Source organism: Kluyvera sp. 1366 (assembly GCF_054823405.1).
In genome coordinates this window covers 132,809-157,870 of sequence record NZ_JBTRDW010000009.1, presented here as the reverse complement: position 1 = coordinate 157,870, position 25,062 = coordinate 132,809, and the positions used below count along the sequence as shown (strand labels likewise).

The window sequence follows — 25,062 nt, the reverse complement described above, 5'->3', positions numbered from 1 at the left end:
GCAACCTGTTTACTGAATATGGCGCACAAATCGCGTGATACCCATTGCAAACTGGGGGATGTAACGCCGAGGTATTGCACAGGGTTAAGCACAGCGCCTGCAGCGAGAAAAAAAAGCAGGTACACTGAGCCCCACTGTTTTTAGTCATGGAACCTGAGACATGGAAATTAACGACAAAGCCCGCGTCCAATGGGCATGCCGTCGCGGCATGCTGGAGCTGGATATGGCTATCATGCCGTTTTTCAAATTTGAATATGATTCGCTGGACGACACCGATAAGCAGGTTTTTATCGCGCTACTAAAGAGTGACGATCCCGATCTGTTCAACTGGTTGATGAATCACGGTGAACCGGTTGATCCCGAGTTCAAACGTATGGTGAAACTGATTCAGCAGCGCAACCGTGAACGCGGTCCGGTGGCAATGTGATCTGCGAGCGTCACGCAGTGCGCGCGCACTGAATGTGACGCTTTCTCTACTGTGCACCGGTTTGCTGCTGGCGCTGGAGTGGCCTGACGCGTGGGCGTGGAGCAAAGCGCCGGTGTTAGTGCTGCTGCTGGCGGAGTGCTGGCGTAACGAGCGTCGTCTGGTACAGCGCGTAGGTCATTTGGGGCTGGACGTGAAGGGCAATTGGCTGTGGCGCGGCGTGCGCTGGCGAGCGGAACGTAAGGCGGATTGGTTGCCGTATGGCGTTTTGCTGGTGCTGCGTAATCAGCAGGGAAAACGCTGGCGGCTATGGTTAATGCATGACAACCTGCCGCCCGGTGAATGGCGCACGCTGCGCGCCTGCTGTTTTCTAAGGGATGGTCAAACGCTGCCTTAAAGCAGCGCTGCGGTTTCCGTCAGAATCTGTTCGCACCACTGCTCAATGCGCTCATCGCTCTGTTCGAACTGGTTAACATCGTCGAGCGCCAAACCGACAAACTGCGTGCCATCGGCGGTCAGCGGTTTTTTGCTGGTGAACTCATAGCCTTCCAGCGGCCAGTAACCCACAAACTGCACGCCCATCGGCTGCAGCAGTTCGTGCAGCATGCCCAGCGCATCAAGGAACCATTCGGCGTATTCGCCCTGATCGCCCATGCCGTACAGCGCCACGATTTTTCCGCGCAAATTCAGCGCCGGAATCTGCGGCCAAATCGCTTCCCAATCTTCCTGTAACTCACCGAAATCCCACGTCGGAATGCCGAGGATCAGCAAATCGTACTGCTCCATCAGCGACGGATCGTCATCTTTCAAATTGTGCAGCGTGACTAATTCTTCACCGATAAAGTCGCGAATCTTCTCCGCCGTCATCTCGGTGTAACAGGTACTCGAACCATAAAACAAACCAATATTCATGCAATTAATGCTCTGTCTGAACCTGACTCGGGGGCAATTGTACCAGAAGCAGGCTACTTTCAGGCATAATGAGCACGATTTCACACGGGCGGAGAGTACAGTGCAGGACAGCGATCTGATCGAACAGTTTCTGGATGCGCTTTGGATTGAGCGTAATCTGGCGCAGAACACGCTCGCCTCTTACCGGCAGGATCTGCAAACGCTCACCGACTGGCTGCATCACCACGATCGCACGCTATTAACGCTTGAAGCGCTTGATTTGCAGCAGTTTCTTGCCGAACGCGTTGAGGGCGGCTACAAAGCCACCAGCTCGGCGCGCACCCTCAGCGCCATTCGCCGCTTGTGCCAATATCTCTATCGGGAAAAAGTGCGCAGCGACGATCCCAGCGCGCTGCTGTCGGCACCGAAACTGCCGCAGCGTCTGCCGAAAGATCTCAGTGAAAACCAGGTCGAACGCTTGCTGCAGGCACCGAGCATTGATGTGCCGCTCGAACTGCGCGACAAGGCGATGCTGGAGCTGCTGTACGCCACCGGTTTACGCGTAACGGAGTTGGTGGGTTTGACCATCAGCGATATCAGCCTGCGTCAGGGCGTGGTGCGCGTAATCGGTAAAGGCAACAAAGAGCGTCTTGTGCCGTTAGGTGAAGAAGCGGTTTACTGGATTGAATACTATATGGAACATGGTCGGCCGTGGCTGCTCAACGGGCAAACACTGGACGTGATGTTTCCCAGCCAGCGCGCACAGCAAATGACGCGGCAGACCTTCTGGCATCGCATTAAACACTATGCGACCCTTGCCGGTATCGATAGCGAAAAGCTGTCGCCGCATGTGCTGCGCCACGCATTTGCCACACATTTACTGAACCACGGCGCCGATTTACGCGTCGTACAGATGTTGCTGGGCCACAGCGACCTCTCGACCACCCAAATTTATACGCACGTCGCCACTGAGCGCCTGCGTCTGTTACATCAACAGCATCATCCGCGCGCTTGAGATGCGGTAACAAGGATTTAAGATGAAAAAGCAGCTAACGATGCTGGCTCTGCTGGTCAGTGCATTCACTGGATTGGCGCATGCCGATGACAACGCTATTCAGCAAACGCTGAAAAAACTGGGATTGCAGCAGGCTGAAATCCAGCCGTCCCCGCTGCCGGGTATTAAAACGGTGCTGACCGAAAGCGGCGTGCTTTACGTCTCCGAAGACGGCAAGCACATGATTCAGGGCCCGCTGTATGATGTCAGCGGCACCCAGCCGATCAACGTTACCAACCAGCTGCTGGACAAAAAAGTTACTGCGCTGGCGCCAGACATGATTGTCTATAAAGCGCCGAAAGAGCAGCACGTCATCACCGTGTTCACCGACATCACCTGTGGCTACTGCCGCAAGCTGCATGAGCAGATGGCCGACTACAACGCGCTCGGCATCACCGTGCGCTATCTGGCCTTCCCACGTGAAGGTCTGAATGGTCAGGTAGAAAAAGCCATGCGCGCCATCTGGTGCAGCGCCGATCGTAACAAAGCTTTCGATGCAGCAATGAAAGGCGATGCGCCGCAGATGGATGCGCCAGCGACCTGCAAAATCAATATCGAGCAGCAGTACAAACTCGGCATCCTGTTTGGCATTCAGGGTACGCCAGCCATTCTCACGGATAGCGGCATGATGATTCCTGGCTATCAGGGACCGCAAGAGCTGAAGCAGGTGCTTGACGGCCAGAAGCGTGGCGGTTAACGCACAGTGATTCATTCTGTTGAATTGCGTCGGCGCGAAGCCGAGACCGAAGCCAGCTTACCCGCTGATTTGCCCCCTTTGCTGCGTCGCTTGTATCTGCAACGTGGCGTGAAAGAGGCGCTGGAACTGGAACGCGGCGCTAAACACCTGCTGCCGTGGCAAACGCTGGGCGGCATCGAAGCCGCCGTGACGTTGCTGCATCAGATGCTGCTGGCCGGCAAACGTATCGTGGTGGTGGGCGATTTCGATGCCGATGGCGCCACCAGCACCGCGTTAACCGTGCTGGCGCTGCGCAGCCTCGGCGGTAATGTGGATTATCTGGTGCCAAACCGTTTCGAAGATGGCTACGGTTTGAGTCCGGAAGTGGTCGAGCAGGCTAAAGCGCGCGGTGCGGAGATGATCCTCACCGTCGATAACGGCATCTCATCACATGCCGGAGTGGATACCGCGCATCAGCACGGCATTCCGGTGCTGGTTACCGATCACCACTTGCCGGGCGAAACCTTGCCCGCCGCCGAAGCGATTGTTAATCCGAACCTCAACGACAGCGAATTCCCCTCACGTTCGCTGGCGGGTGTTGGCGTGGCCTTCTATCTGATGCTGGCGCTGCGTGCGCACCTGCGTCAGCAAAACTGGTTTAGTGAGAGCCGAGCCGAGCCAAATCTGGCGGAGCTGCTGGATCTGGTGGCGCTGGGCACCGTGGCCGATGTGGTGCCGCTTGATGCCAACAACCGCATTCTGGTGTGGCAAGGTTTGAGCCGTATTCGCGCGGGCAAATGCCGTGCCGGGGTCCGCGCGCTGCTGGAGATTGCCAACCGCGATGCGCGCCAACTCGCCGCCAGCGATCTCGGTTTTGCCGTGGGTCCGCGCCTGAATGCTGCCGGTCGTCTGGATGATATGTCAGTCGGCGTGGCGCTGCTGCTCACCGAAGATATTTCCCAGGCGCGCATGCTGGCGAATGAACTCGATGCGCTGAATCAGACGCGCAAAGAGATTGAGCAGGGCATGAAAAGCGAAGCGCTGGCGCTGTGCGATGAGCTGGAGCGTCAGCATACCGATCTGCCGCTTGGACTGGCGTTCTACCATCCCGAGTGGCATCAGGGCGTGGTGGGGATTCTGGCGTCGCGCCTGAAAGAGCGCTTCCATCGCCCGGTGATCGCCTTCGCCCCCGCCGGAGACGGCACGCTGAAAGGTTCGGGCCGCTCAATTGCGGGTTTGCATCTGCGCGATGCGCTGGAGCGTCTCGACACGCTGTTCCCTGGCTTAATGATCAAATTTGGTGGTCACGCCATGGCGGCCGGATTGTCACTGGAAACCGCGAAGTACGAGGAGTTCCGTGCGCGATTTGCCGCGTTGATTGATGAGTGGCTGGATGGCGAAGCGTTGCAGGGCGTGATTTGGTCGGACGGCGAACTGCATGCGCAGGAGTTTACCCTGCATACTGCCGAAATGCTGCGCGAGGCCGGTCCGTGGGGCCAGGCATTCCCGGAGCCGGTGTTCGATGGCAAGTTCAAGCTGTTACAACAGCGGTTAGTGGGCGAGCGTCATTTGAAAGTGATGGTCGAGCCGCTCGGCGGCGGCCCGCTGTTGGATGGGATTGCCTTCAACGTGGATACCACGCTGTGGCCAGACAGCAGCGTGCGTCAGGTGCAGCTGGCCTATAAGCTGGATATCAACGAATACCGCGGCAATCGTTCGGTGCAATTGATCATCGATCACCTTTGGCCGCTGTAGTTCACTACCAAAACGCGCAATGCATCGCGCCGCTACCTGTGCACGTATCCGTAGCAGCGCGATTTATCGCGCTCAGTTGACCGATTAAACGTTTATCAGAAACTCACATCCACACCGCCGCGCAGCACTTTTTCGTCACCGCGATCGGCGAAGTGCTGATCGGCGCGCAGGAACAGGCGCGCGCGTGACGTCTGCGCCACATCCAACCGCACACCTAACCACTGCGAACGGCGATCGAGCTGCATACCGGGAATCATGAAGCGGTTCTGGTCATCGCCAAATCCGCCCCAGCGCGCGCTGACATCCATCGACGGATTGTTGAATGCGTACTGATATTCGCCATACAGACTCAGCATGCTCCACAATCCAGCCGACCAATCCTGCCGTGCGCTGATACTCAAACCGCTATAACCGACGCTGCGTCGATAGCTGTCGCCGTCGCCGCTCAGACCGAACGCGCTACCTTTATCTTCAAACGCACCGGTATCCAGCCCGGTTTCACGCCAGCCGAGATAGGGTTCGAGGCGATAATTCTCCTCAATTGTCCAGCGATAGCCGCTTTGCAGCGCCGCCTGCCAGCTGTTGCTGCTGGTGGTCGATGACACCGGCGAAGCTTCATCCAGCAACACCAGACGCTTTAACTCATCGCGACCATGTTGATAGCTGAGATTGCCCTGCAGATACCATGCTGGCGTCAAATCGTAGCGGCCATACAGCATCGCGCCTTGCAGGCGATTACGGCTGGTGCCGCCAGTTTGGTCGTAGGTGGAGTCGATCTGATTCTGCGTCCAGGCCACGCCCACGCGCAGACCAGAAATAGCCAAATCGCTATCCACGCCCAGTGCGGTAAGCGTGTTGCGGTAATCGGTGCCGAGGTAGCCCGCCTGATCCAGTGAACCGCGCAGTTGACCGCTCTCCAGCCAGAAACCGTAACGATTGTCGGCGCTGGCATCGGCGATACGGTTACTCAACAGGCGGCTTTGATAATCCAGCGCGTTAAACAGTACCGCGTTGCTGGAAGCGTGCGCCTGACCGGAAAGTGAATTGATGGCGGCCTGCGCACTGCGGGCATCTGCCAGCGACTGAAACGCTCCTGCTGCGCCCAGCGCTGACTGCTGCGCATGGCCGAGCGATCCCTGTTGCTGCCAGCTATCCGCCACGCTAAATGCCTGCTCCAGATTCGCGGCCGTTTGCTGGGTGCTGGCGCCGTTCATGCCCAGAGCTGCCGCTACTGCTGCAGTATTTTTACGCGTAAGCTGGCCAGTGACGCTGTTAGTGTTGTAGCTGACCGAACCATCAAGAAACACGCCAGTATTGACCTGGCTGAACTGACCGCTAACACCCGCATCGCTGGTCAGCAGCGTTTCCTGCTGTTTCACCACATATGTTGATGAGGGGGGCGCGAGGTTCAGCGTGCCGTCCAGCGTAGAGTGGCCTGCTACACGCAGCGGGCTGTTTAACGCGATATTGAGCACGCCATTACTGCGTTGCTGGTAATCGCCTTGCACCTGCAAACCGCCGTTGACCGTTCCCTGATTGAGTAAGCTGCCGCCAATCACACCGCTGCCACCTAAAGTGCCACTGCCGCTGACGTTGGCACTGCCCGCAATCGCACCCTCAATCAGCAACGTATTGGCGGCAACGCTGGTCTGGCCGAGGTAACTGTTGTTAGCGGTTAACCGCAGCACGCCGCCATTATTGGCGCCGTCGAGTATCAGGCCACGATCGCCGCTGATGGCATTCGAGAAGACATAGCTACCCGCATCCAGGCTGGCGTGAAAATCATTGGCCCAGAACATTGCCGGACCGTTGAGCGCTTTCGCCTGGTTGAGGTCGCCCCAGCCGAAGGTGTTGTTGTAAGGCCGCCCGTTGGCGCTATCCGCAGCGCCTGCGTAAGCATCACTGCGATAACTGGCGGTGGTCAGCAACGTTTGCTGCAGGTTGTAGCCGCTCATCCACGGAAAGCGCTGCAACACTTGCGAAGCGGCCGCAGCGGCGCGCGGCGCGGCAAACGAGGTGCCGTAGCTGCGCGCATTCACCCAGCTGCCATCGGCGTTCTGAAAGCGATAATCGGTGTATCCCGGTGCGCTCAGGCACCATGCGGCAGCGTTACCACAGGCATCAAACGGCCCGGTTAACGCCGCGCGGTTCGCCGTGTCGTATGAGGTGCTGTCCATCACGCCGGTAACGGCCAGCATATTCTTTTGCAGTGCGCTGTCCTGATAAATCAGCGGCAGCTGCGCGTTAGGGGACGGTGTTGCAGTGCCGCCATTGCCGGTGATCACCACCGCCAAACCGTTAGCGGCCGCAATCTCACGCATGCTTTGCACCAGCACCTGATAGTGCGGCTGTGCATCGGATAGCGCCTGTGCGGAGCTTAAGCGCTCGCTGGAGGCGTACGACATATTGAAAACCCGCACGCCCTGGCTCAGCAGGCCGCTCACTGCACGCGCGGTATCGTCGTATTGAAAGATATTGTTCTGCGATGCCTGCGCCACATACAGCGTGCTGCCCGGCGACAGGCCCAATAACGTCAGCGCCACCACGGTGCCGTGACCGTTAATGCCCTGATTATCATTCAAACTGCTGCTGCCGCCGACGTAGCTGGTGAACTGCACGTTGGCATAATTGATTTCACTGCGATCGGGCGATAACCCTGAATCAATAATGCCGACTTTGCTGGCATTGCCTGAAGCGCTGGGCTGAGCTGGCGTGGGTGTCTCAGGCGTGCCGGTGGTGGGCGAGGTTGCCGCGCTTCCGCCACCTCCGCCGCCACCACCACCACCGCAGGCGGTAAGTAACAAAGGCATTAACAAGGCAAGCAGGCGCGGTGAAGTGCGCAAACCGGGAATAAACATCAATACTCCTTCATGTCTCTCAGGACATGTTGTGCCCGCTCACGTTTACGGGCGCTGATTACTGTGTCATTCCCTGTCGAAGCTGCGCATTCCTGGCGATCGTGGTGACAAACGGTCTGGACGTCAGTGATGTCCATCGGGGGGATAGTCACTGAGCAAAATGATAAAAGGGCGCTAATAAATCGATAGGCTGAATATCAGCTGCTTAATGGCGTTATTTGAGACGTGTCTGCTTTCTTGCAGGAAATTTCTCACAAGACAATTCTTAATGATTTATCGTTATAAATCATGATCTTTAATGACGTCATCTGGCGCCAATTGCCTAATTTTTGCAGGAAAACTCCTAAGAATGTTCTGAAGGCGAGGTATTTGCGGGGGTGTTTGGGAAAGCGTAGCGGGTAAAGCTTTCCAGAAGGATAAGAACTTTTTTTCTTACGGCGGAGGCGCGCTCACTCAGGCGGCGTGCAATGCTACAAAGTGCGCACACTTTCGGGTAAACTAGCGCGTTAGTTTTTATCTCCTTTCACCGAATCGTCAAAAAAGACTGAAAAGCCATGTTTGAAATTAATCCGGTCAAAAATCGTATCCAGGACCTCAGTGAGCGCAGCGACGTTCTTCGGGGGTATCTTTGACTACGATGCCAAGAAAGAACGCCTCGAAGAAGTAAACGCCGAGCTGGAGCAGCCTGACGTCTGGAACGAACCTGAGCGCGCGCAAGCGCTGGGTAAAGAACGTGCTTCACTGGAAGCGGTAGTGGAAACCTTAGATCACATGACGCAAGGCCTGGAAGATGTGCAGGGCCTGCTGGATCTGGCGGTGGAAGCTGACGACGAAGAGACTTTCAACGAAGCGGTTGCCGAGCTTGATGCACTGGAAGTGAAGCTGGGCGAACTGGAATTCCGTCGTATGTTCTCAGGTGAATATGACAGCGCCGACTGCTACATGGATATTCAGGCCGGTTCCGGCGGCACCGAAGCGCAGGATTGGGCCAGCATGCTGCTGCGCATGTATCTGCGCTGGGCGGAAGCCAAAGGCTATAAAACCGAAATTATTGAAGAGTCAGACGGTGAAGTGGCCGGAACCAAATCCGCCACCATTAAAATCATCGGCGACTACGCGTTTGGCTGGCTGCGTACCGAAACCGGCGTTCATCGCCTGGTGCGTAAGAGCCCGTTCGATTCCGGCGGCCGTCGTCATACCTCATTCAGTTCGGTGTTTATCTACCCGGAAGTGGATGACAACATCGATATCGATATCAATCCTGCCGATCTGCGTATCGACGTTTACCGCGCCTCCGGTGCGGGTGGCCAGCACGTTAACAAAACCGAGTCTGCGGTGCGTATTACCCACTTGCCGACCAACATTGTGGTGCAGTGCCAAAACGACCGTTCACAGCATAAGAACAAAGATCAGGCCTTCAAGCAGTTACGCGCCAAGCTGTACGAATATGAGATGCAGAAGAAAAACGCGGATAAGCAGGCAGCGGAAGATAACAAATCTGATATCGGCTGGGGCAGCCAGATCCGTTCTTATGTTCTCGACGATTCACGCATCAAGGATCTGCGTACCAGCGTAGAAACCCGCAACACCCAAGCGGTGCTGGATGGCGATATCGATCGTTTTATTGAAGCAAGTTTAAAAGCAGGGCTATAAGGAACCGACATGTCTGAACAACAACCGCAGAGCGCTGATGCCGCCCTTGAGTTAAACAACGAACTGAAAGCGCGTCGCGAAAAACTCAGCGCGCTGCGTGAAAAAGGCGTGGCGTTTCCTAACGATTTCCGCCGCGATACCACGTCCGATGTGCTGCACGCCAGCTATGACGCGAAAGAGAATGAAGAGCTGGAAGCGCTGGGCGTTGAAGTGAGCGTGGCCGGTCGTATGATGACGCGCCGCATCATGGGTAAAGCGTCATTCGCGACCCTGCAGGATGTCGGCGGCCAGATTCAGATCTACGTCTCACGCGACGATCTGCCAGAAGGCGTCTACAACGAGCAGTTCAAAAAGTGGGATCTCGGCGATATCCTCGGTGCGCGCGGTAAGCTGTTCAAAACCAAAACCGGTGAGCTGTCGATCCACATCACTGAGCTACGTCTGCTGACCAAAGCGCTGCGTCCGCTGCCGGACAAATTCCACGGCCTGGCCGATCAGGAAACCCGTTATCGTCAGCGTTATCTCGATCTGATCTCCAACGACGATTCGCGCAAAACCTTTAAAATTCGCTCACAAATCATGGCCGGCATTCGTCAGTTCATGGTTAACCGCGATTTTATGGAAGTGGAAACCCCGATGATGCAGGTGATTCCGGGCGGCGCGTCTGCGCGTCCGTTCATCACCCATCACAATGCGCTTGATATCGATATGTACCTGCGTATTGCGCCAGAGCTGTATCTGAAGCGTCTGGTGGTTGGCGGTTTTGATCGCGTGTTCGAGATCAACCGTAACTTCCGTAACGAAGGGATTTCGCCACGCCACAACCCAGAGTTCACCATGATGGAACTCTATATGGCGTATGCGGATTACAAAGATCTGATCGAACTGACCGAAAGCCTGTTCCGTACGCTGGCGCAGGATGTGCTGGGCACCACGGAAGTGCCGTATGGCGATCACAGCTTCGATTTCGGTAAGCCGTTCGAGAAGCTCACCATGCGTGAAGCGATCAAGAAATACCGTCCGGAAACTGACCTGAGCGATCTGGAAGACTTTGATAAAGCGGTAGCGATTGCCCAATCACTGCACATCAAAGTTGAGAAGAGCTGGGGCCTGGGCCGCGTCGTTACAGAGATCTTCGAAGAGACCGCTGAAGCGCACCTGATTCAGCCAACCTTCATCACCGAATACCCGGCTGAAGTATCACCGCTGGCGCGTCGTAACGACGAGAACCCGGAAATCACTGACCGCTTTGAGTTCTTCATCGGCGGCCGTGAAATCGGTAACGGCTTCTCAGAGCTCAACGATGCAGAAGATCAGGCTGAGCGTTTCCTGCAGCAGGTGAATGCGAAAGAGTCTGGCGATGACGAAGCGATGTTCTACGACGAAGACTACGTCACCGCGCTGGAACACGGCCTGCCGCCAACCGCTGGTTTGGGTATTGGTATCGACCGTATGGTGATGCTGTTCACCAACAGCCACACCATCCGCGACGTGATCCTGTTCCCGGCACTGCGCCCGACCGGTAAGTAGTATTTCGCCGCAGTCCCCCATCCCGGTCCGTGCTCGCTGTCCCCCTCCTCGGTCCTCCCCCATGAATGGGGGAGGAAGATGCTGCAAAATGTGAGTTCTGAAGCTGCATGTGGCAGCATCTCCTTCCCCCGCTAGCGGGGGAAGGCCGGGATGGGGGACAGCCAGCACATTCCCCCCAACACAAAATTCCTGATGACAACCCGGCACGCTCTGTGCAGGATGGTTTTTTTCTTTTTCAGGGAATCACCATGAGTGCAAAAGCGGCAACGTTAGAGGGCCGGATTCGTCAGCACTGGGATCAACTCTCCAGCCACGAGCAGCGACTTGCCGATGTGCTACTCGCCGCACCAGGCCAGTTAGCCATGAACACCGCCACCGAACTGGCACACAGCGCGGGCGTATCCAAAGCCACCACCACGCGCTTCTTCCGCCATCTCGGCTATGAAAGTTATGAAGCCGCACGTCGCCAGGCGCGTGACATGCAAAGCAGCGGTTCACCGCTCTATCTGCAACCGGCACCCAGCGCGTCGCCGCTGGCGAGCATCATGCAGCAGCATCTGGAAAGAGAGATCGCCAACCTGGTCAACAGCTATCGCACGCTGGACAGCGAACAGCTGCAGCAGGCGGTCAGCGCCATCAGCCAGGCGCGCCGCGTGGTGGTCATGGGTTGGCGCCACAGCCAAACCATCGCGCATCTGATCTATCGAGACCTGATCCATATTCACTCCGATGTGCGTCTGCTGCCGCGTCCCGGCGATTCGCTGGCGGAACATGTAGCGGCGTTGACCGCCGAGGATGTGGTGATCTGCGTCGGTCTGCGTCGTCGCATGCCCGCGCTGGAGGCGGCGATGAACGCGCTGGCCGAGCGCAACGTGCCGATGTTGTATATCGCCGACGTGCTCTCCGGCAAACCGGCGCGCCATGCGCAGTGGGTAATCCGCTGTCACACCGACAGCAGCCTGATTTTCGACAGCACCGCCGCGCTCTCTGGCGTGTGTAATCTGCTCTGTTCACTGGTGGCCCGGCAAATGGGTAAAGCCAGCAACGATCATCTCGCGCAAATCGAAGCGCTGCACCAATCCCTCGACGAACTGGAATAATGCGCCTTGCTGGCGCATTGTGCGCCAGAAAAATCACCAAAACGGTGCAATTCTGTCCAGTGCCCACCCATCCAATTATCCCCGTCTTACCGTGTGTGAAATCGTAGAAACTAAAAATAAAAATTAAGAAACAAATGTTTCCATTTGATTTTATTAAATAAAATCTAGTTTTTATCAGGCCTCCCTGCATGGTAGTGAAAAAGCTGGCACAAAATATGCTCAGTAGAAAATGACATTTCACCAACACCAGGGAAACACCATAATGAAAAAAACAGCACTGCTGATTGCCGCACTTCTCTCTGTCGGCACCATGGCGCAGGCACAAGCCGATACGCTGGCCGACATCAAAAGCAGCGGCAAAATCACCGTCGGTATCGATCCAACCTTTCCTCCCTACGAATACACCGATGACAAAGGTGAGATCACCGGTTACAGCGTGGCGATCATGCAATCCTTTGCCAACGATCTCGGTGTGAAACTGGAGTTTCAGAAAACCGCCTTCAGCGGCATTCTGCCGGGCCTGATTTCGGGCTCTTTCAATGCCGAAGGTTCATCCCTCAACGTCACGGCGGAACGCGCGAAAAAAGTGCTGTTTACCGTGCCGTACAGCAAAACCGTCAACGGCGTGCTGGTGCGTGAAGCCGAGGCGAAATCCTTCAGCGGCAAAACCCTGAGTCCGGAAAGCTTGTCGGGTCTGCGCGGTGCGGTGAAAACCGCCAGCGTGCCAGAGCAGCTGTTGAAGGGCTTCAACGAACAGTTGAAGAAGGAGGGTAAAAAACCGATCACCATCATCAATGTCGATTCACTCGATCAAACCGTCAGCACCTTGATGACCAAACGCGCCGACTTCGTTTATGACGACATCTCGGTACTGGCGCCGGTAGCAAAAAAATATGCCGGCAAAGTGGCGCAGGTGGGCGAAGTCGGCCCGTCGCAGTGGATGGGTTGGGCGACTCGCAAAGAAGATGGCAGCCTGAACAAAGCCATTAGCGACCACATCCTGGCGATGCAGAAAGATGGCGAACTGACCAAACTGCAGCAGCAATATCTCGGCACCACTTTTACCGTGCCCGCCAGCGACTTCATTCCGCAGGAGTAATTATGTGCCAGTCCAACCTGACGGTACCTGCCGGCTTTGGCAAAACCTTTCGCGTGCGCAAGGGCCAGTTTATTACCGTGATTGACAGCGAAGGGCAGCAGGCGGCCGATTTTGTCGCGGTCAATGCCAATGACCTGAACGAGAAGCTGTCGCCGGTGCACACGCGTCAGCAGCTGCGCTCGCTGTTCTTTAAGCCGGGCGACGCGCTGTGGTCGAGTGAAAACCGCCCGATGCTGCGCATTCTTGCCGACAGCATCGGCATCCACGACGCCAACGTGCCGGCCTGCGATCGCACCCGTTTCAGCATTGATTTCGGTGTCGAAGGGCATCGCAACTGCGTCGATAACCTGCTGGAGGGGATGAAGGCGTTTGGCGTCACCTACTTCTCGCTGCCGGAACCGTTCAACCTATTCCAGAACGGCCCGGTCACCGCCGATGGTCGCATGGAAGTGACCGATCCCAACAGCAAAGCGGGCGATAGCATCACCTTTGAAGCGCTGTGCGATCTGATCTGCGCGGTCTCATCCTGCCCGCAGGACATTATTCCCGGCAACGGCCTGCAGGTGACGCCAATCGACATCGTGGTCAGCGACCATTTTCACGCTCAGGAGATGAATCATGCTGTTAATGCGTGAAAGTTATCAGGAAACCGCCGTGCGCACGCTGGCTGAACCGGTGCAGGTTGCAGCGGGCAGCATCGGTTCGATTAGCGTGCTGCGCGGTCAGTTGCTGCGCATCACCGCTCAGGGCGATGGTGCGGTGGCTTCGCTGTTTGGCTTTAGCTTGGCCGATCCCGCCGTGTGGCTGTCGGTGCATCACACGCGGGTGTTTAGCAACAGCTACCTGCTCGGTTCCGGCATGCGTCTGGTGAACAACCTTCGTCGTCCGATGATGGTGCTGGGCAAAGACAGCGTGAAGCGTCACGACCTGCTGCTGCCGGCCTCCACCACGGCGTTTCTCGCTGAGCGCGGTTATCCGGGCGAAGGTTGCCTCGATGCGCTGCGCGGCGAGCTGGCGCGTCTGGGCATGGTGGTGCCGAAGCTGCCGGATCCCATCAACCTGTTTATGCACGTCAAGCTGACGCGAGAAGGCAAGATTCTGCCGGAAACCAACCTGACCCAAGCTGGCGACAGCATTACCTGTCGCGTGGTGATGGACACGCAGTTCATCGTCTCCGCCTGTAACACCGGCATTGAGGGCAACGATCGTCCCGCGCCGCTGCTGCTGTCGGTGGCGGAAAACCTGCACGACTTTAACGCGGAGTAACGCATGGGGCTGGATCAACAGGTAGTGGCCGCGCTGCCGGAACTCGGACACGGCCTGCTGATGACGCTGGTGCTCACCGTGCTGGCGTCATTAGTCAGCGTGGTGATGGGGCAGCTCGGCTGCTTCCTGCAGCTGCGTCGAGCCTGGATCTGGCGCGCCATCGGGCGTTGCTATGTCAGCGTGATGCGCGGAACGCCAGCGATTGTGCAGCTGTTTGTGGTGTTTTTCACCTTGCCGCGGCTGGGATTGGGCGGTCAGCCGATGCTGGCGGCGGTGATTGCCATTGGCCTCAACAGCGGCGCGTACGTGGCGGAAATCCTGCGCGTGAATCGCAGCCTGGTGACGCGCGGACAGCTGGAAGCGTCGCGCACGCTGGGTCTGAGCCGCCTGCTGACGTGGTGGTACGTCATCAATCCCCAAGTGATGCGCGCCAGTCTGCCGATGCTGGTGAATGAATTCACCATTCTGCTGAAAACCACGCCGCTGGCGTCGGTGGTGGCGCTCACTGAACTGACCTACGCCGGACAGATCGTCATCGCCCGCACCTACGAAGCCACGCAGGTGCTGCTGCTGGTGGCGGCCGGTTATCTGCTGATCGCCATGCCGTTAATTGCGGCGGCGCGTCGTTTAGAAGCGAAGCGGAGGTTGGCGTAATGGATTGGCAGGCAATTATCACCTCTCTGCCGTCGCTCGGTGACGGCCTGCTCGCCACCTTGCAGCTTTGTCTGGTGGCGGCGCTCTGCTCGCTACTGTGGGGCGCGCTATTGGCCGTGCTGCTGATGCGGGCATCGCGGTTCTGGCTGCGTTTGCTCAATCTTTACAGCGGCTTAACCCTCGCGCTGCCGCTGCTGGTGGTGATCTATCTGCTCTATTTTGTGTTGCCGGAATATGACATCACGCTGTCGTCGCCGGTGGTGGGCGTGCTGGCATTGACGCTCTACTACGCGCCTTACATTGCGCAGGTGATCCGCTCGGCGATTGATGCGCTGCCGCAAGGGCAGTGGGAAGCGTGCCGCGTATTGGGCCTGAGCCGCAGCGAACAACTGCGTGACGTGGTGCTGCCGCAAACGCTGCCGCAGATGCTGTCGCCGCTGGTCGGGCTGATGATCGGTTTGATTAAAGACTCCGCGCTGCTGTCGATTGTCTCGGTGCAGGAGTTTATGTACGCCGCCAAACAGGCGATTTCGGATACCTACGCGCCGCTGGAGATCTATCTCACGGTGGCGCTCTGTTACTGGCTGCTCAACAGCGTCATCGACTGGCTGGCGCGCGGCCTTGAATCTCGCATGACGCGCTATCGTCGTGCCATGCAGCATTAATCAGGAGAACAACATGTCGGCTGAATTTCAGCATCGTGAAGCGATGACCATCCCGGCGCGCTACGGCAAAGCGGTGCGCTTGAAGCAAGGTGAAGCGGTGCAGGTGATTAACCTGCACGGCACGCAGGTGGTGGATTGCTGGGCTTACAACGCTGAGGATGTGAGTGAATATATGTGTATGGAGGCGACGCGCGTGTGGAATCAGCGTCTCAATCCCAAAGTGGGCGACAGCTTTATCACCAGCCAGCGCCACCCGATTTTGACGCTGGTGGCGGATACCTCGCCAGGCGTGCACGACACCTTTATGGCGGCCTGCGATGCGCGTCGTTATGAGCTGCTCGGCTGCACCGAACCGCATCGCAACTGCCATGACAATCTGTTTGAAGGCATGCGTGAACTGGGCGTGACGCTGCCGCATGGCAATCTGGCCTCGTTTAATATCTTTATGAATATTCAGGTGCAGCCGGATGGCATCACGCTGAAGACGCTGCCGGTGGTGACGAAGCCGGGTGACTATATTGTGCTGCGCGCCGAGATGGACTGTTTTGTGGCGTTTTCCGCATGTCCGCAGGATATCGTCAGCATTCAGGGGCAGGGCGACAACACCCCGCGCGATGCCGAGCTGCGTATTCTGACCAGCGGTTTCCCGCAGGTGCAGGTGCAGGGGGCGTGGGTTCCGGCTTGACTGTGCACGCTGTCCCCATCCCGGCCTTCCCCCATGAATGGGGGAAGGAGACGCTGCCACATGCAGCTTCAGAACTATCATATTGCAGCATCTTCCTCCCCCATTTATGGGGGAGGACCGAGGAGGGGGACAGCCAGCACCGACCGAGGAGGGGGACAGCCAGCACGATCTAAGACTTCACCACCCCATCCAGCCACGCCTGAAAGCGTGCGTACGGTACATACAGCGCCACATTCTTAAACAGCGTTTTGCCGCTTTTATTGTCATCAATCTGGCTGCTGTAACCGACAATCACCCCCGCCAGCGTATCATCGCTGGCGTTATACACCGCGCCGCCGGACATGCCTTTCACCACGCCGGCATTGGCCGCCACCACCACACAGCTGGCTTTGTTCCAGTCATTCGCCAGCGTGGTATTGATCAGATTCTTGCCGCTTGACGCTACCGGCATCGCGGAAATAAAGCTGTAGCCATACAGATTCACGTCGTCGCCGATATGGCTATTGCGGAACGGCGGCGGCAAATTGGCTTCGCTGTTTTTATGGTACACCACAGCAATATCGCATTCGGGATGCCAGGCTTTCACCCGATAGAGTGAATACTTCGCCACGTGGGCCGCCGTCAGGCTGTATTCGGGCGTGAGAGGAATGGTGGTGCCAAGCGCACCAATGCCCAGCACCGTTGGAATGCCGGTGACGGTCATATCGACGCGTTTTGCTGCTTCTTTGCTGTATTCGTAATGTCCAACAGAGCAGCCGCTTAGGCAGCCAACCGTTAGCGCGATGAGCCATCGCATACGCTTTCCCCTCGATTTTTGACACCCCATAACCGGGCAATCCATTGAGGTATCGGCAGTGCGCGTCCATCCTTTACTGTTTGATTTTGCGTCAAAAGCTGACTCACTGTGATAACGATCACATCCTTTTCAAGCGTAGCGCGGAAACCTCCATCTGTCTCAATGGTTAGTCAGTGACATTTTCCCGCGCAGGGATTATTGCTGCGAGCGCAAAATAGTCTTGCGGCGCGCAGGGTGGTTGGCATGGAAGGGCTATGCTTTAATAACAATGTGACGCAGTTCAAATTTTAATAAGCGTCTGTTGTTACCGTACTGCGTTCGCAGTGCGGCCCGCCTGCAAAAAATTATTGGGAGAGTGTGTTATGCCTGTTGCATTACTGGCGCTGGCGCTGAGTGCGTTCGCCATCGGCACCACGGAATTCGTCATTATGGGATTGCTGCCCGAGGTGGCGGGCGATCTGCAAGTGACCATTCCTTCTGCGGGATGGCTGATCAGCGGCTATGCGCTGGGCGTTGCTATTGGCGCGCCGATCATGGCGTTGCTGACCGCCAAACTGCCGCGTAAACGTACTCTGATTCTGCTGATGATCATCTTCATCATCGGTAACGTGCTCTGTGCATTGGCCTACACCTACAACCTGCTGATGCTGGCGCGTGTGGTGACGGCGCTGTGTCACGGTGCGTTCTTCGGCATCGGTGCAGTGGTGGCGGCGAGCCTGGTCGCACCAGGTAAACAAGCTTCTGCCGTGGCGTTGATGTTCACCGGTTTGACGCTGGCCAACGTGCTCGGCGTGCCGCTCGGCACCTGGTTTGGTCAGATGTTTGGCTGGCGCGCCACCTTCTGGGGCGTGGCGATCATCGGCATCTTCGCCTTTATCGCGCTGATGGTGAGCCTGCCGACCAACAAAGAAGAGAAGCCGGTGCATCTGGCGAGTGAAATCAGCGCGCTGGCCAACGGCAAACTGTGGCTGTCGCTGCTGATGACGGTGTTCTTTGCGGCGGCGATGTTTGCGCTGTTTAGCTACATTGCCCCGCTGCTGTTGCAGGTCACCGGTATCTCGGATCGGGGTGTTAGCTGGACGCTGTTCCTGATTGGCGCGGGGCTGACCGTCGGCAACATCCTCGGCGGCAAGCTGGCCGACTGGAAAGTGTCGTTCAGCCTGATCCTCAGCTTTGTGCTGATTGCGGTGTTCTCGCTGCTGTTCAGCTGGACCAGCCATGCGCTGTGGCTGGCGGAAATCACGCTGTTCCTGTGGGCGATGGCGACCTTCGCCACCGTGCCGGGCTTGCAGATTAACGTGGTGCGCCACGGCAAAGATGCGCCGAATCTGGTCTCTACGCTGAATATCTCCGCCTTTAACGTCGGCAATGCGCTCGGCGCGTGGGTCGGTGGCGCGGTGATCGAGAAAGGGTACGGCCTGACGTCGGTGCCGGTTGCCGCTGCTGCGCTGGCCGCGGTCGGACTGGTGATCTGCCTGATCACCTTCCGCAAAGCGGGCGGGCAGGGCGAAGCGGTCAACGCTTAAGCCAGCCGCTCGGCAATACGTTGTGGAAACGCCGCCACGTGCCGTTGCAGGTGGTCGCAGAAGTGATCGACCAGCGCCGAAGCCGGTCGATGCTGCGGCCGCACCAGACTGACGGTGAAGGGCACGGCAATACTGAAGCGACGCATCACCACACCGCTATCGGCGTAATCCAGCGCCGTCAGCGGATTCACAATCGAAATCCCCACGCCCGCGCGCACCATCGCGCACACTGACGCCGCGCTGTGCGTCTCCAGCACCAGACGACGCTCCACATTCTGCTCATGAAACAGGGAATCCAGCAGCTGGCGATAGCTATCGCTGCGCGACAGGCTGACGTAGTTTTCACCGTGGAAATCCTGCGGCGTCAGCACCTCGCGCTGACACAGCGGATGCTGTGGCGGCAGCACGCACACTTCGTCACAGGTCAGCAGCGGCAAGCGTTCGGTGCCCGCCGGTGCGTGTTGGGTTTCGGTCAGGCCGAGATCGTAACGCTGTGCCGACAGCCACTCTTCCAGCAGCGGCGATTCCTGCGGAATGATATTCAGGCTAACCTGCGGATAGCGCTGAAGAAAGGGCTGCAGCAGCGGCGGCAACAGCGACTGCGAAAACACCGGCAGGCAGGCGATCGACAATTCACCCTGACGAAACTGACGCAACCCTTCGGCGGCATCCATGATGCGATCCAGTCCGTACCACGAGCGCTGCACCTCTTCGTACAGCCGCAAGCCTTGCACCGTGGGCTGCAGGCGGCCGCGCACCCGTTCGAAAAGCTGCAGGCCGAGCTGCTGCTCAAGGCGCGCCAGTTCGCGGCTCACCGTGGGCTGCGAAGTATGCAGCAGCGTCGCCGCCTGCGTCAGGTTGCCGCTGGTCATCACCGCGTGAAAAATTTCGATATGTCGCAAGTTAATTTTTGCCATTGTCTCCTCCAGATAACCCATATCATATTTGTATAGACGTCGCTAAAACAGATATTTTTCTGAATTGATGCGCTGTGGCTAAATAGCCTCAATCACACAGGAGAATTGACATGCCACGCCCACTCAACAACACCGAAACCGCGTTAACTGCCGCCAACTTACTGCCGCTGGCGCAGCGTTATGCCGGCCCATTCTGGGCTTATGATGCGGCGATCATTCAGCAGCGCATTGCGCAGCTCGGCGCCTTCGACGTGGTGCGTTTTGCGCAGAAAGCCTGCTCCAACATCCACATTTTGCGTCTGATGCGTGCGGCGGGCGTCAAAGTCGATTCGGTATCGCTGGGTGAAATCGAGCGTGCTATTGCCGCCGGTTATCAGCCGGGCGGCGAGGATATCGTCTTCACCGCCGATGTGTTTGATCAGCCAACCCTGACGCGTATCGCCGAGCTGAAAGTGCCGGTCAATGCCGGTTCGGTGGATATGCTGCATCAACTGGGCGAGCTGTCACCGGGCCACGCGGTGTGGCTGCGCATCAATCCGGGTTTTGGTCACGGTCACAGCCAGAAAACCAACACCGGCGGTGAGAACAGTAAACACGGCATCTGGCACAGCGATCTGCCGCTGGCGCTGGCGGCGATTCAGCAGCACGGCCTGCGTCTGGTCGGCCTGCATATGCACATCGGTTCCGGCGTGGATTATGGCCATCTGCAGCAGGTGTGTGACGCGATGGTCGATCAGGTGGTGGCGTTTGGTCAGGATTTAGAGGCGATTTCTGCCGGTGGCGGTTTGTCGATTCCGTATCGTTTTGGCGAAGAAGCCATTGATACCCAGCACTATTACGGCTTGTGGAACGGCGCGCGTGAGCGTATCGCTGCGCATCTCGGTCATGCGGTGAAACTGGAGATCGAGCCAGGTCGTTTCCTGGTTGCCGAATCGGGCGTGCTGGTGTCACAGGTGCGCGCAGTGAAAGAGATGGGCAGCCGTCACTTTGTGCTGGTCGATGCCGGTTTCAGCGATTTGATGCGTCCGTCAATGTACGGCAGCTATCACCACATATCTCTGCTGCCGGTCGATGGCCGCGCGCTGGGCGACGCCACCGTGGAGAGCGTGGTGGCCGGTCCGCTGTGTGAATCGGGCGACGTGTTCACGCAACTGGAAGGTGGCAAAGTAGAAACCCGTGCGCTGCCTGTGGCGCAGGTCGGCGATTATCTGGTGTTCCACGATACCGGCGCGTACGGCGCGTCGATGTCGTCGAACTACAACAGCCGTCCACTGATTCCGGAAGTGCTGTTCGAGAATGGCGCGGCGCGAGAAATTCGTCGTGCGCAGACCATTCAGGAGCTGCTGGCGCTGGAGCTGATTTGATGAAGATCGTCGCGCTCAGCGAGGTGCCGCATCATGCTACGCAGATTACCGATTGGCTGTGGCAGGCGTTTGGTGACGGTACGTCGCGTGAGTTTTACCACAGCATTGTGCGCAGCAGCCTCAACGGCGCGGACTTTCCGGTGACCTTCGTGGCGCTCGACGGCGACATACCGCTCGGCACGGTGGGATTCTGGCGCTGCGATTTGATCAGCCGTCAGGATCTCACGCCGTGGGTGGCGGCGCTGTTTGTTGAGGAGTCCGCGCGCGGCAAGGGATTGAGCAAAGCGCTGCAGCAGCATGTGATCGATTTCGCGCAGCAGCGCGGTCATGACAAGCTGTGGTTATGGTCCACCTTTGGCGGCTATTACGAACGTTTTGGCTGGCAGTATCAATGCGACGCGCTGGAGTTTCCGGATGTGCGGGTGAAGGTGTATTCGCGGATTTTGTGATGGGTGCGCTTTGTCCCTCATCCCAGCCTTCTCCCGCAAGCGGGAGAAGGAGCCGCCCGAGCAAGCTGTAAATCCGAGGTTCACTCCACCTAATCATTCCCTCTCCCGCTTGCGGGAGAGGGTTAGGGTGAGGGAAAGCGCGCACCAGGATTTAACCCGGCCCACTCACCGAATGCCGTCTTACCAGCGTGGGGCTAAACATATTGGTCACTTCCGGCATCTCGCTGCCATTGGCTAACGCCAGCGCCAGTTGCGCCGCCTGTTGCGCCATGGTGACAATCGGATAACGCACCGTCGTCAAACGCGGACGCACATAGCGCGACACCAGCACATCATCGAAGCCAATCAGCGACATCTCTTCCGGCACGCGAATGCCGTTATCACTCAGCACCGCCAGCGCACCGGCGGCCATCGAATCGTTGTAGCAGGCCACCGCGGTGAACTGCTTGCCGCGTCCCATCAATTCGGTCATCGCCTGCTCGCCGCCCACCTCGTCTGGTTCGCCCCACGCCACCAAACGGTCGTTACACGGCAAACCGTGCTCTTTCAGCGCGTCGTAATAGCCTTGCAGACGATCTTCGGCATCGGAAATGGTGTGCGTGGAGCAGATAAAGGCGATTTGCGTATGGCCTTGCTGAATCAGATGGCGCGTTGCCAGCCACGCGCCGTAGCGGTCATCCAGCGCGATGCAGCGATGTTCAAAGCCTTTCAGCAGGCGATTCAACAGCACCATGCCCGGCACTTGCTTCATCAACATCTCTAAATCGTCGTCGGGGATTTTCTTAGCATGCACCACTAAGGCGGCGCAGCGATGGCGCATCAGTTGCTCAATCGCCTGACGCTCTTTTTGCTCATTGTGGTAACCGTTACCAATCAGCAAAAAGTTGCCGGTCTGGCCCGCAACTTCATCCACCGCTTTGACCATCGCGCCAAAAAACGGATCGGAAACATCGCCCACCACTAAACCCAGGGTTTCGGTGGATTGCTGCGCCAGGGCGCGTGCGTTGGCGTTCGGGTGATACTGCAACTGCTCCATTGCCGCCGTAACGGCGAGGCGAGAACTCTCGCTGGCTTTGGGCGAATTATTGATGACGCGGGAGACGGTCGCAACCGACACCCCAGCCATACGGGCAACATCCTTAATGGTAGCCATGCGATTATCGACATCCGGGAAAACGTTTACACATGCCACCAGTGTTACGGAAAACCCACCCTGTAGCAACCCGGCAGAATGCCAGCGCTGTCGCAAAAGCACGGAAAATCAGGCGCTCACAGCCGCGCTTTAGCTCGGTTACAGGCTCATGTTATGCTGCCAGACATAATCACACCTGCCTGCCGGACCAAAAACCATGAAAACTCGCGTGCCACACCTGGCGCACTGGGGCGCATTCACTGCCGTCACCGAAAACGATCGCCTGATTGGCTGTGAACCCTTCTTCGCCGATGCCGATCCCTCGCCGATGCTCAACACCATTCCTGAACTGGTCTATTCGGATAAGCGTATTCGCCAGCCGATGGTGCGCCGTTCATGGTTGAAGTCGCGTGAGAACAGCGATCGCACCTTGCGCGGTCGGGAAGATTTCGTGGCGGTGGATTGGGATACCGCGCTGGATTTAGTGGCGGAAGAGAATCGCCGCGTGCGCGATCGCTACGGCGCAGCGGGCATTTTCAACGGCTCTTACGGCTGGTCATCGGCGGGACGCGTCAACCACGCGCGCACGCTGATTCGTCGCTTCTATTTTCAGGGCGGCGGCGGCGTCGATCAGCAAGGTAACTACAGCTGGGGCGCGGCGCAGTTCTTCCTGCCGTACGTGATTGGCACCTACATGCCGCTCACCGGCCGCGTCACCGACTGGCCGGAAGTGGTGCAGCACGCCGACATCTTTATCGCCTTCGGCGGCCTGGCGCTGAAAAACGCGCAGGTGGCTTCCGGCGGCGCAGGGCAGCACAGCCTGAAACCGGCGCTGGAGCAGCTCAGTGCCAAAGGCACGCCAATTATTAACATCAGCCCAATGCGCGATGACTGCCCGGCGTTCGTCAATGCCGAGTGGATTCCTATTCGCCCGAACACCGACGTGGCGCTGATGCTGGCGCTGGGTTTTGAGATCACCAGGCGTAACGCGCTGGATGAAAGCTTCCTCGCCAGCCATTGCACCGGCTGGCCGCAGCTGCGCGGCTATCTGCTCGGTGAAAGCGATGGCATCGCCAAAACGCCTGAGTGGGCCAGCAGCATTACCGGCATTCCGGCGGCGCGCATTGCTTTGCTGGCGCAGCAGCTGATCGGCAAACGCAGCTTTATTACCTGCTCCTATTCGGTACAGCGCGCCCATCGCGGCGAGCAGCCGTACTGGATGATGATTGCGCTGTCGTCAATGCTCGGTCAGCCAGGCTTGCCGGGCGGCGGTTTCTCCTTTGGTCATGGCTCGATGAACAGCGTCGGCAATCCGCGTCAGGATGGCCCGGCACCCATGATGAGCACCGGCCCGAATCCGGGCAATTTGTCGATTCCAGTGGCGCGCATCAGCGACATGCTGCTCAATCCCGGCCAGCCGTACGCATTCCAGGGTGAAACCCAGCACTATCCGGATATCCATTTGGTGCACTGGGCGGGCGGCAATCCGTTCCATCATCATCAGCAGCTCAATCGTCTGGTGGAAGGCTGGCAGCGCCCGGATACCGTGATTGTGCAGGATATCGTCTGGACGCCGGCGGCGCAGATGGCGGATATCGTGTTGCCCGCGACCACCACGCTGGAGCGCAACGACATCGGCGGATCGTCGCGCGATCGCTTCGTGCTGGCGATGCATCAGGCGATCAAGCCGCAGCATCAGGCGCGCAATGATTTCGACATCTTCGCTGATATCGCCGATCGCCTCGGCTATCGTGATGTGTTCACCGAAGGGCGCAATGAGATGCAGTGGATTGAGCATCTGTATCAGCAGTGCGCGGTAGCGCATGCGCGCCGCGATATTCCGTTCCCGGAGTTCGGGGAATTCTGGGAGCGCGGTTTTGTCGAGATTCCCGAAGGCGGCAAGCCGTTCGTGTTTATGGATGATTTCCGCGCTAACCCAGAAACGCATCCAATTCAAACCGCCAGCGGCAAGATTGAGCTGTTCTGCCAAACTATTGCCGATTATCAGCTGGAAGATTTCGCCGGACATCCCGAGTGGCGCGAGCCGCAAGAGTGGCTGGGCGCGCCGCTCAGTTCACAGTTCCCGCTGCATATGATCTCGATTCAGCCATCCGATCGTCTGCACAGCCAGATGGACGCCACCGCCACGGTGCAAGGTAACAAAACCGCCGGACATGAGACGCTATATATGCATCCGCAGGATGCGGCAACGCGTGATATTCAGGATGGCGATGAGATTGAGGTGAGCAATGCGCGCGGGCGCATGCTGGCCGGTGTGCGCCTGACCGACGGTGTAACGCCGGGCGTGGTGATCATCGCCACCGGCGCCTGGTTCGATCCTGGCTTTGGTCGCGCCTGGCAACCGTGGGATCGCGCCGGCAACCCGAATGTCCTGACATTGGATATCGGCACCTCGTCGTTAACGCAGGGTCCTAACGCCATGAGTTGCCTGGTGGAAATCAAAAAACATCTGATGTGAATGGGCAACGAATAATCTCATCGCTGGTTACATTTTGCCGGTAACTGTTGCGTTTAGGCGATGGTTTCCCAGCGTGCCACCTTGCTACA

General features: G+C 57.8%; 23 protein-coding genes. 18 read left to right on the top strand and 5 right to left on the bottom strand.

What is annotated here, in order from left to right:
* The first annotated feature begins 160 nt into the window (after nucleotides 1-160).
* Both sdhE and ACVLVH_RS19865 read left to right on the top strand, forming a co-directional pair.
* Entirely contained in the window at nucleotides 161-427 is a 267-nt protein-coding gene (gene sdhE, locus ACVLVH_RS19870) for an FAD assembly factor SdhE (protein ID WP_192412043.1), read from the top strand.
* Nucleotides 428-461: 34 nt separating this feature from the next.
* The gene (locus ACVLVH_RS19865; protein ID WP_271461227.1) at nucleotides 462-821 is read left to right on the top strand and encodes a protein YgfX; all 360 of its coding nucleotides are present in this window, start codon (nucleotides 462-464) and stop codon (nucleotides 819-821) included.
* Here ACVLVH_RS19865 and fldB read toward each other — a convergent pair.
* Nucleotides 818-1,336, bottom strand: coding sequence for a flavodoxin FldB (gene fldB / locus ACVLVH_RS19860; RefSeq protein WP_101761960.1), 519 nt, complete (start codon nucleotides 1,334-1,336; stop codon nucleotides 818-820). The two genes, ACVLVH_RS19865 and fldB, sit on opposite strands and share 4 nt — an antisense overlap.
* A gap of 100 nt (nucleotides 1,337-1,436) precedes the next feature.
* On the opposite strand from fldB, the gene xerD reads away from it, so the two are divergent.
* Genes xerD through recJ form a run of 3 tightly spaced genes read left to right on the top strand, consistent with a single transcriptional unit; the run spans nucleotide 1,437 to nucleotide 4,800 of the window.
* Complete coding sequence (gene xerD / locus ACVLVH_RS19855) at nucleotides 1,437-2,330, top strand: site-specific tyrosine recombinase XerD (protein WP_192412041.1); 894 nt, start codon at nucleotides 1,437-1,439, stop codon at nucleotides 2,328-2,330.
* A 22-nt stretch (nucleotides 2,331-2,352) separates the two neighbouring features.
* A complete protein-coding gene (dsbC, locus tag ACVLVH_RS19850) occupies nucleotides 2,353-3,066 on the top strand; it encodes a bifunctional protein-disulfide isomerase/oxidoreductase DsbC (RefSeq protein ID WP_101761962.1) in 714 nt (237 codons plus the stop codon).
* Nucleotides 3,067-3,072: 6 nt separating this feature from the next.
* Nucleotides 3,073-4,800 (top strand): single-stranded-DNA-specific exonuclease RecJ, encoded by a 1,728-nt coding sequence (gene recJ / locus ACVLVH_RS19845; protein WP_462061991.1) that lies wholly within the window; start codon nucleotides 3,073-3,075, stop codon nucleotides 4,798-4,800.
* A gap of 95 nt (nucleotides 4,801-4,895) precedes the next feature.
* Here recJ and ACVLVH_RS19840 read toward each other — a convergent pair whose 3' ends face one another.
* Nucleotides 4,896-7,658: an autotransporter domain-containing protein gene (locus tag ACVLVH_RS19840; protein WP_498949987.1), complete on the bottom strand. Its 2,763-nt coding sequence runs from the start codon at nucleotides 7,656-7,658 to the stop codon at nucleotides 4,896-4,898.
* A 554-nt stretch (nucleotides 7,659-8,212) separates the two neighbouring features.
* Here ACVLVH_RS19840 and prfB point away from each other — a divergent pair.
* The 9 genes from prfB to ACVLVH_RS19795 all read left to right on the top strand — a co-directional run bounded on the left by prfB (nucleotide 8,213) and on the right by ACVLVH_RS19795 (nucleotide 16,310).
* Nucleotides 8,213-9,311 (top strand): peptide chain release factor 2 gene (gene prfB, locus ACVLVH_RS19835; protein WP_110867985.1). Its coding sequence is split into 2 segments (ribosomal slippage): nucleotides 8,213-8,287 and nucleotides 8,289-9,311, totalling 1,098 coding nucleotides; the frame shifts between segments, so codons are not numbered across the junction.
* A gap of 9 nt (nucleotides 9,312-9,320) precedes the next feature.
* Nucleotides 9,321-10,841 carry a lysine--tRNA ligase gene (lysS, locus tag ACVLVH_RS19830; RefSeq protein WP_101761966.1) on the top strand — a complete coding sequence of 507 codons (1,521 nt, stop codon included), beginning with the start codon at nucleotides 9,321-9,323 and terminating at the stop codon, nucleotides 10,839-10,841.
* Nucleotides 10,842-11,089: 248 nt separating this feature from the next.
* Nucleotides 11,090-11,941 (top strand): MurR/RpiR family transcriptional regulator, encoded by an 852-nt coding sequence (locus ACVLVH_RS19825; RefSeq protein WP_101762021.1) that lies wholly within the window; start codon nucleotides 11,090-11,092, stop codon nucleotides 11,939-11,941.
* Nucleotides 11,942-12,203: 262 nt separating this feature from the next.
* Entirely contained in the window at nucleotides 12,204-13,040 is an 837-nt protein-coding gene (locus tag ACVLVH_RS19820) for a transporter substrate-binding domain-containing protein (protein ID WP_277974042.1), read from the top strand.
* 2 nt (nucleotides 13,041-13,042) lie between these two features.
* The gene (locus ACVLVH_RS19815) at nucleotides 13,043-13,675 is read left to right on the top strand and encodes a DUF1989 domain-containing protein (protein WP_309833437.1); all 633 of its coding nucleotides are present in this window, start codon (nucleotides 13,043-13,045) and stop codon (nucleotides 13,673-13,675) included.
* Entirely contained in the window at nucleotides 13,659-14,306 is a 648-nt protein-coding gene (locus ACVLVH_RS19810; protein ID WP_309833438.1) for an urea carboxylase-associated family protein, read from the top strand. The genes ACVLVH_RS19815 and ACVLVH_RS19810 overlap by 17 nt, the downstream gene beginning before the upstream one ends.
* A 3-nt stretch (nucleotides 14,307-14,309) precedes the next feature.
* Complete coding sequence (locus ACVLVH_RS19805; RefSeq protein WP_192412037.1) at nucleotides 14,310-14,960, top strand: amino acid ABC transporter permease; 651 nt, start codon at nucleotides 14,310-14,312, stop codon at nucleotides 14,958-14,960.
* Nucleotides 14,960-15,625, top strand: coding sequence for an amino acid ABC transporter permease (locus ACVLVH_RS19800; RefSeq protein ID WP_137386383.1), 666 nt, complete (start codon nucleotides 14,960-14,962; stop codon nucleotides 15,623-15,625). Before ACVLVH_RS19805 ends, ACVLVH_RS19800 begins: the two co-directional genes overlap by 1 nt.
* A 13-nt stretch (nucleotides 15,626-15,638) precedes the next feature.
* On the top strand, nucleotides 15,639-16,310 hold the full coding sequence (locus ACVLVH_RS19795) for a DUF1989 domain-containing protein (RefSeq protein WP_101761971.1): 672 nt from the start codon (nucleotides 15,639-15,641) through the stop codon (nucleotides 16,308-16,310).
* Between the two features lie 169 nt (nucleotides 16,311-16,479).
* On the opposite strand, the gene ACVLVH_RS19790 is transcribed toward ACVLVH_RS19795, so the two are convergent.
* Nucleotides 16,480-17,106, bottom strand: coding sequence for a hypothetical protein (locus ACVLVH_RS19790; protein ID WP_101761972.1), 627 nt, complete (start codon nucleotides 17,104-17,106; stop codon nucleotides 16,480-16,482).
* A 362-nt stretch (nucleotides 17,107-17,468) separates the two neighbouring features.
* Here ACVLVH_RS19790 and ACVLVH_RS19785 point away from each other — a divergent pair, with 362 nt between their 5' ends.
* Entirely contained in the window at nucleotides 17,469-18,632 is a 1,164-nt protein-coding gene (locus tag ACVLVH_RS19785) for an MFS transporter (protein ID WP_101761973.1), read from the top strand.
* Here the strand turns inward: ACVLVH_RS19785 and ACVLVH_RS19780 are convergent.
* Nucleotides 18,629-19,549: a LysR family transcriptional regulator gene (locus ACVLVH_RS19780; RefSeq protein ID WP_498949986.1), complete on the bottom strand. Its 921-nt coding sequence runs from the start codon at nucleotides 19,547-19,549 to the stop codon at nucleotides 18,629-18,631. The genes ACVLVH_RS19785 and ACVLVH_RS19780 overlap by 4 nt on opposite strands.
* A 110-nt stretch (nucleotides 19,550-19,659) precedes the next feature.
* Between ACVLVH_RS19780 and lysA the strand changes: the two genes are divergently transcribed.
* Together lysA and ACVLVH_RS19770 are read left to right on the top strand one after the other, a co-directional pair.
* Nucleotides 19,660-20,913 (top strand): diaminopimelate decarboxylase, encoded by a 1,254-nt coding sequence (lysA, locus tag ACVLVH_RS19775; RefSeq protein ID WP_498949985.1) that lies wholly within the window; start codon nucleotides 19,660-19,662, stop codon nucleotides 20,911-20,913.
* On the top strand, nucleotides 20,913-21,362 hold the full coding sequence (locus ACVLVH_RS19770; protein ID WP_498949984.1) for a GNAT family N-acetyltransferase: 450 nt from the start codon (nucleotides 20,913-20,915) through the stop codon (nucleotides 21,360-21,362). The genes lysA and ACVLVH_RS19770 overlap by 1 nt, the downstream gene beginning before the upstream one ends.
* Before the next feature lie 151 nt (nucleotides 21,363-21,513).
* Here the strand turns inward: ACVLVH_RS19770 and galR are convergent, their stop codons facing one another.
* Nucleotides 21,514-22,515: an HTH-type transcriptional regulator GalR gene (galR, locus tag ACVLVH_RS19765; protein WP_036649453.1), complete on the bottom strand. Its 1,002-nt coding sequence runs from the start codon at nucleotides 22,513-22,515 to the stop codon at nucleotides 21,514-21,516.
* Nucleotides 22,516-22,711: 196 nt separating this feature from the next.
* On the opposite strand from galR, the gene ACVLVH_RS19760 reads away from it, so the two are divergent.
* Entirely contained in the window at nucleotides 22,712-24,973 is a 2,262-nt protein-coding gene (locus tag ACVLVH_RS19760; RefSeq protein WP_101761977.1) for a molybdopterin-dependent oxidoreductase, read from the top strand.
* The last annotated feature ends 89 nt before the right edge of the window (nucleotides 24,974-25,062 follow it).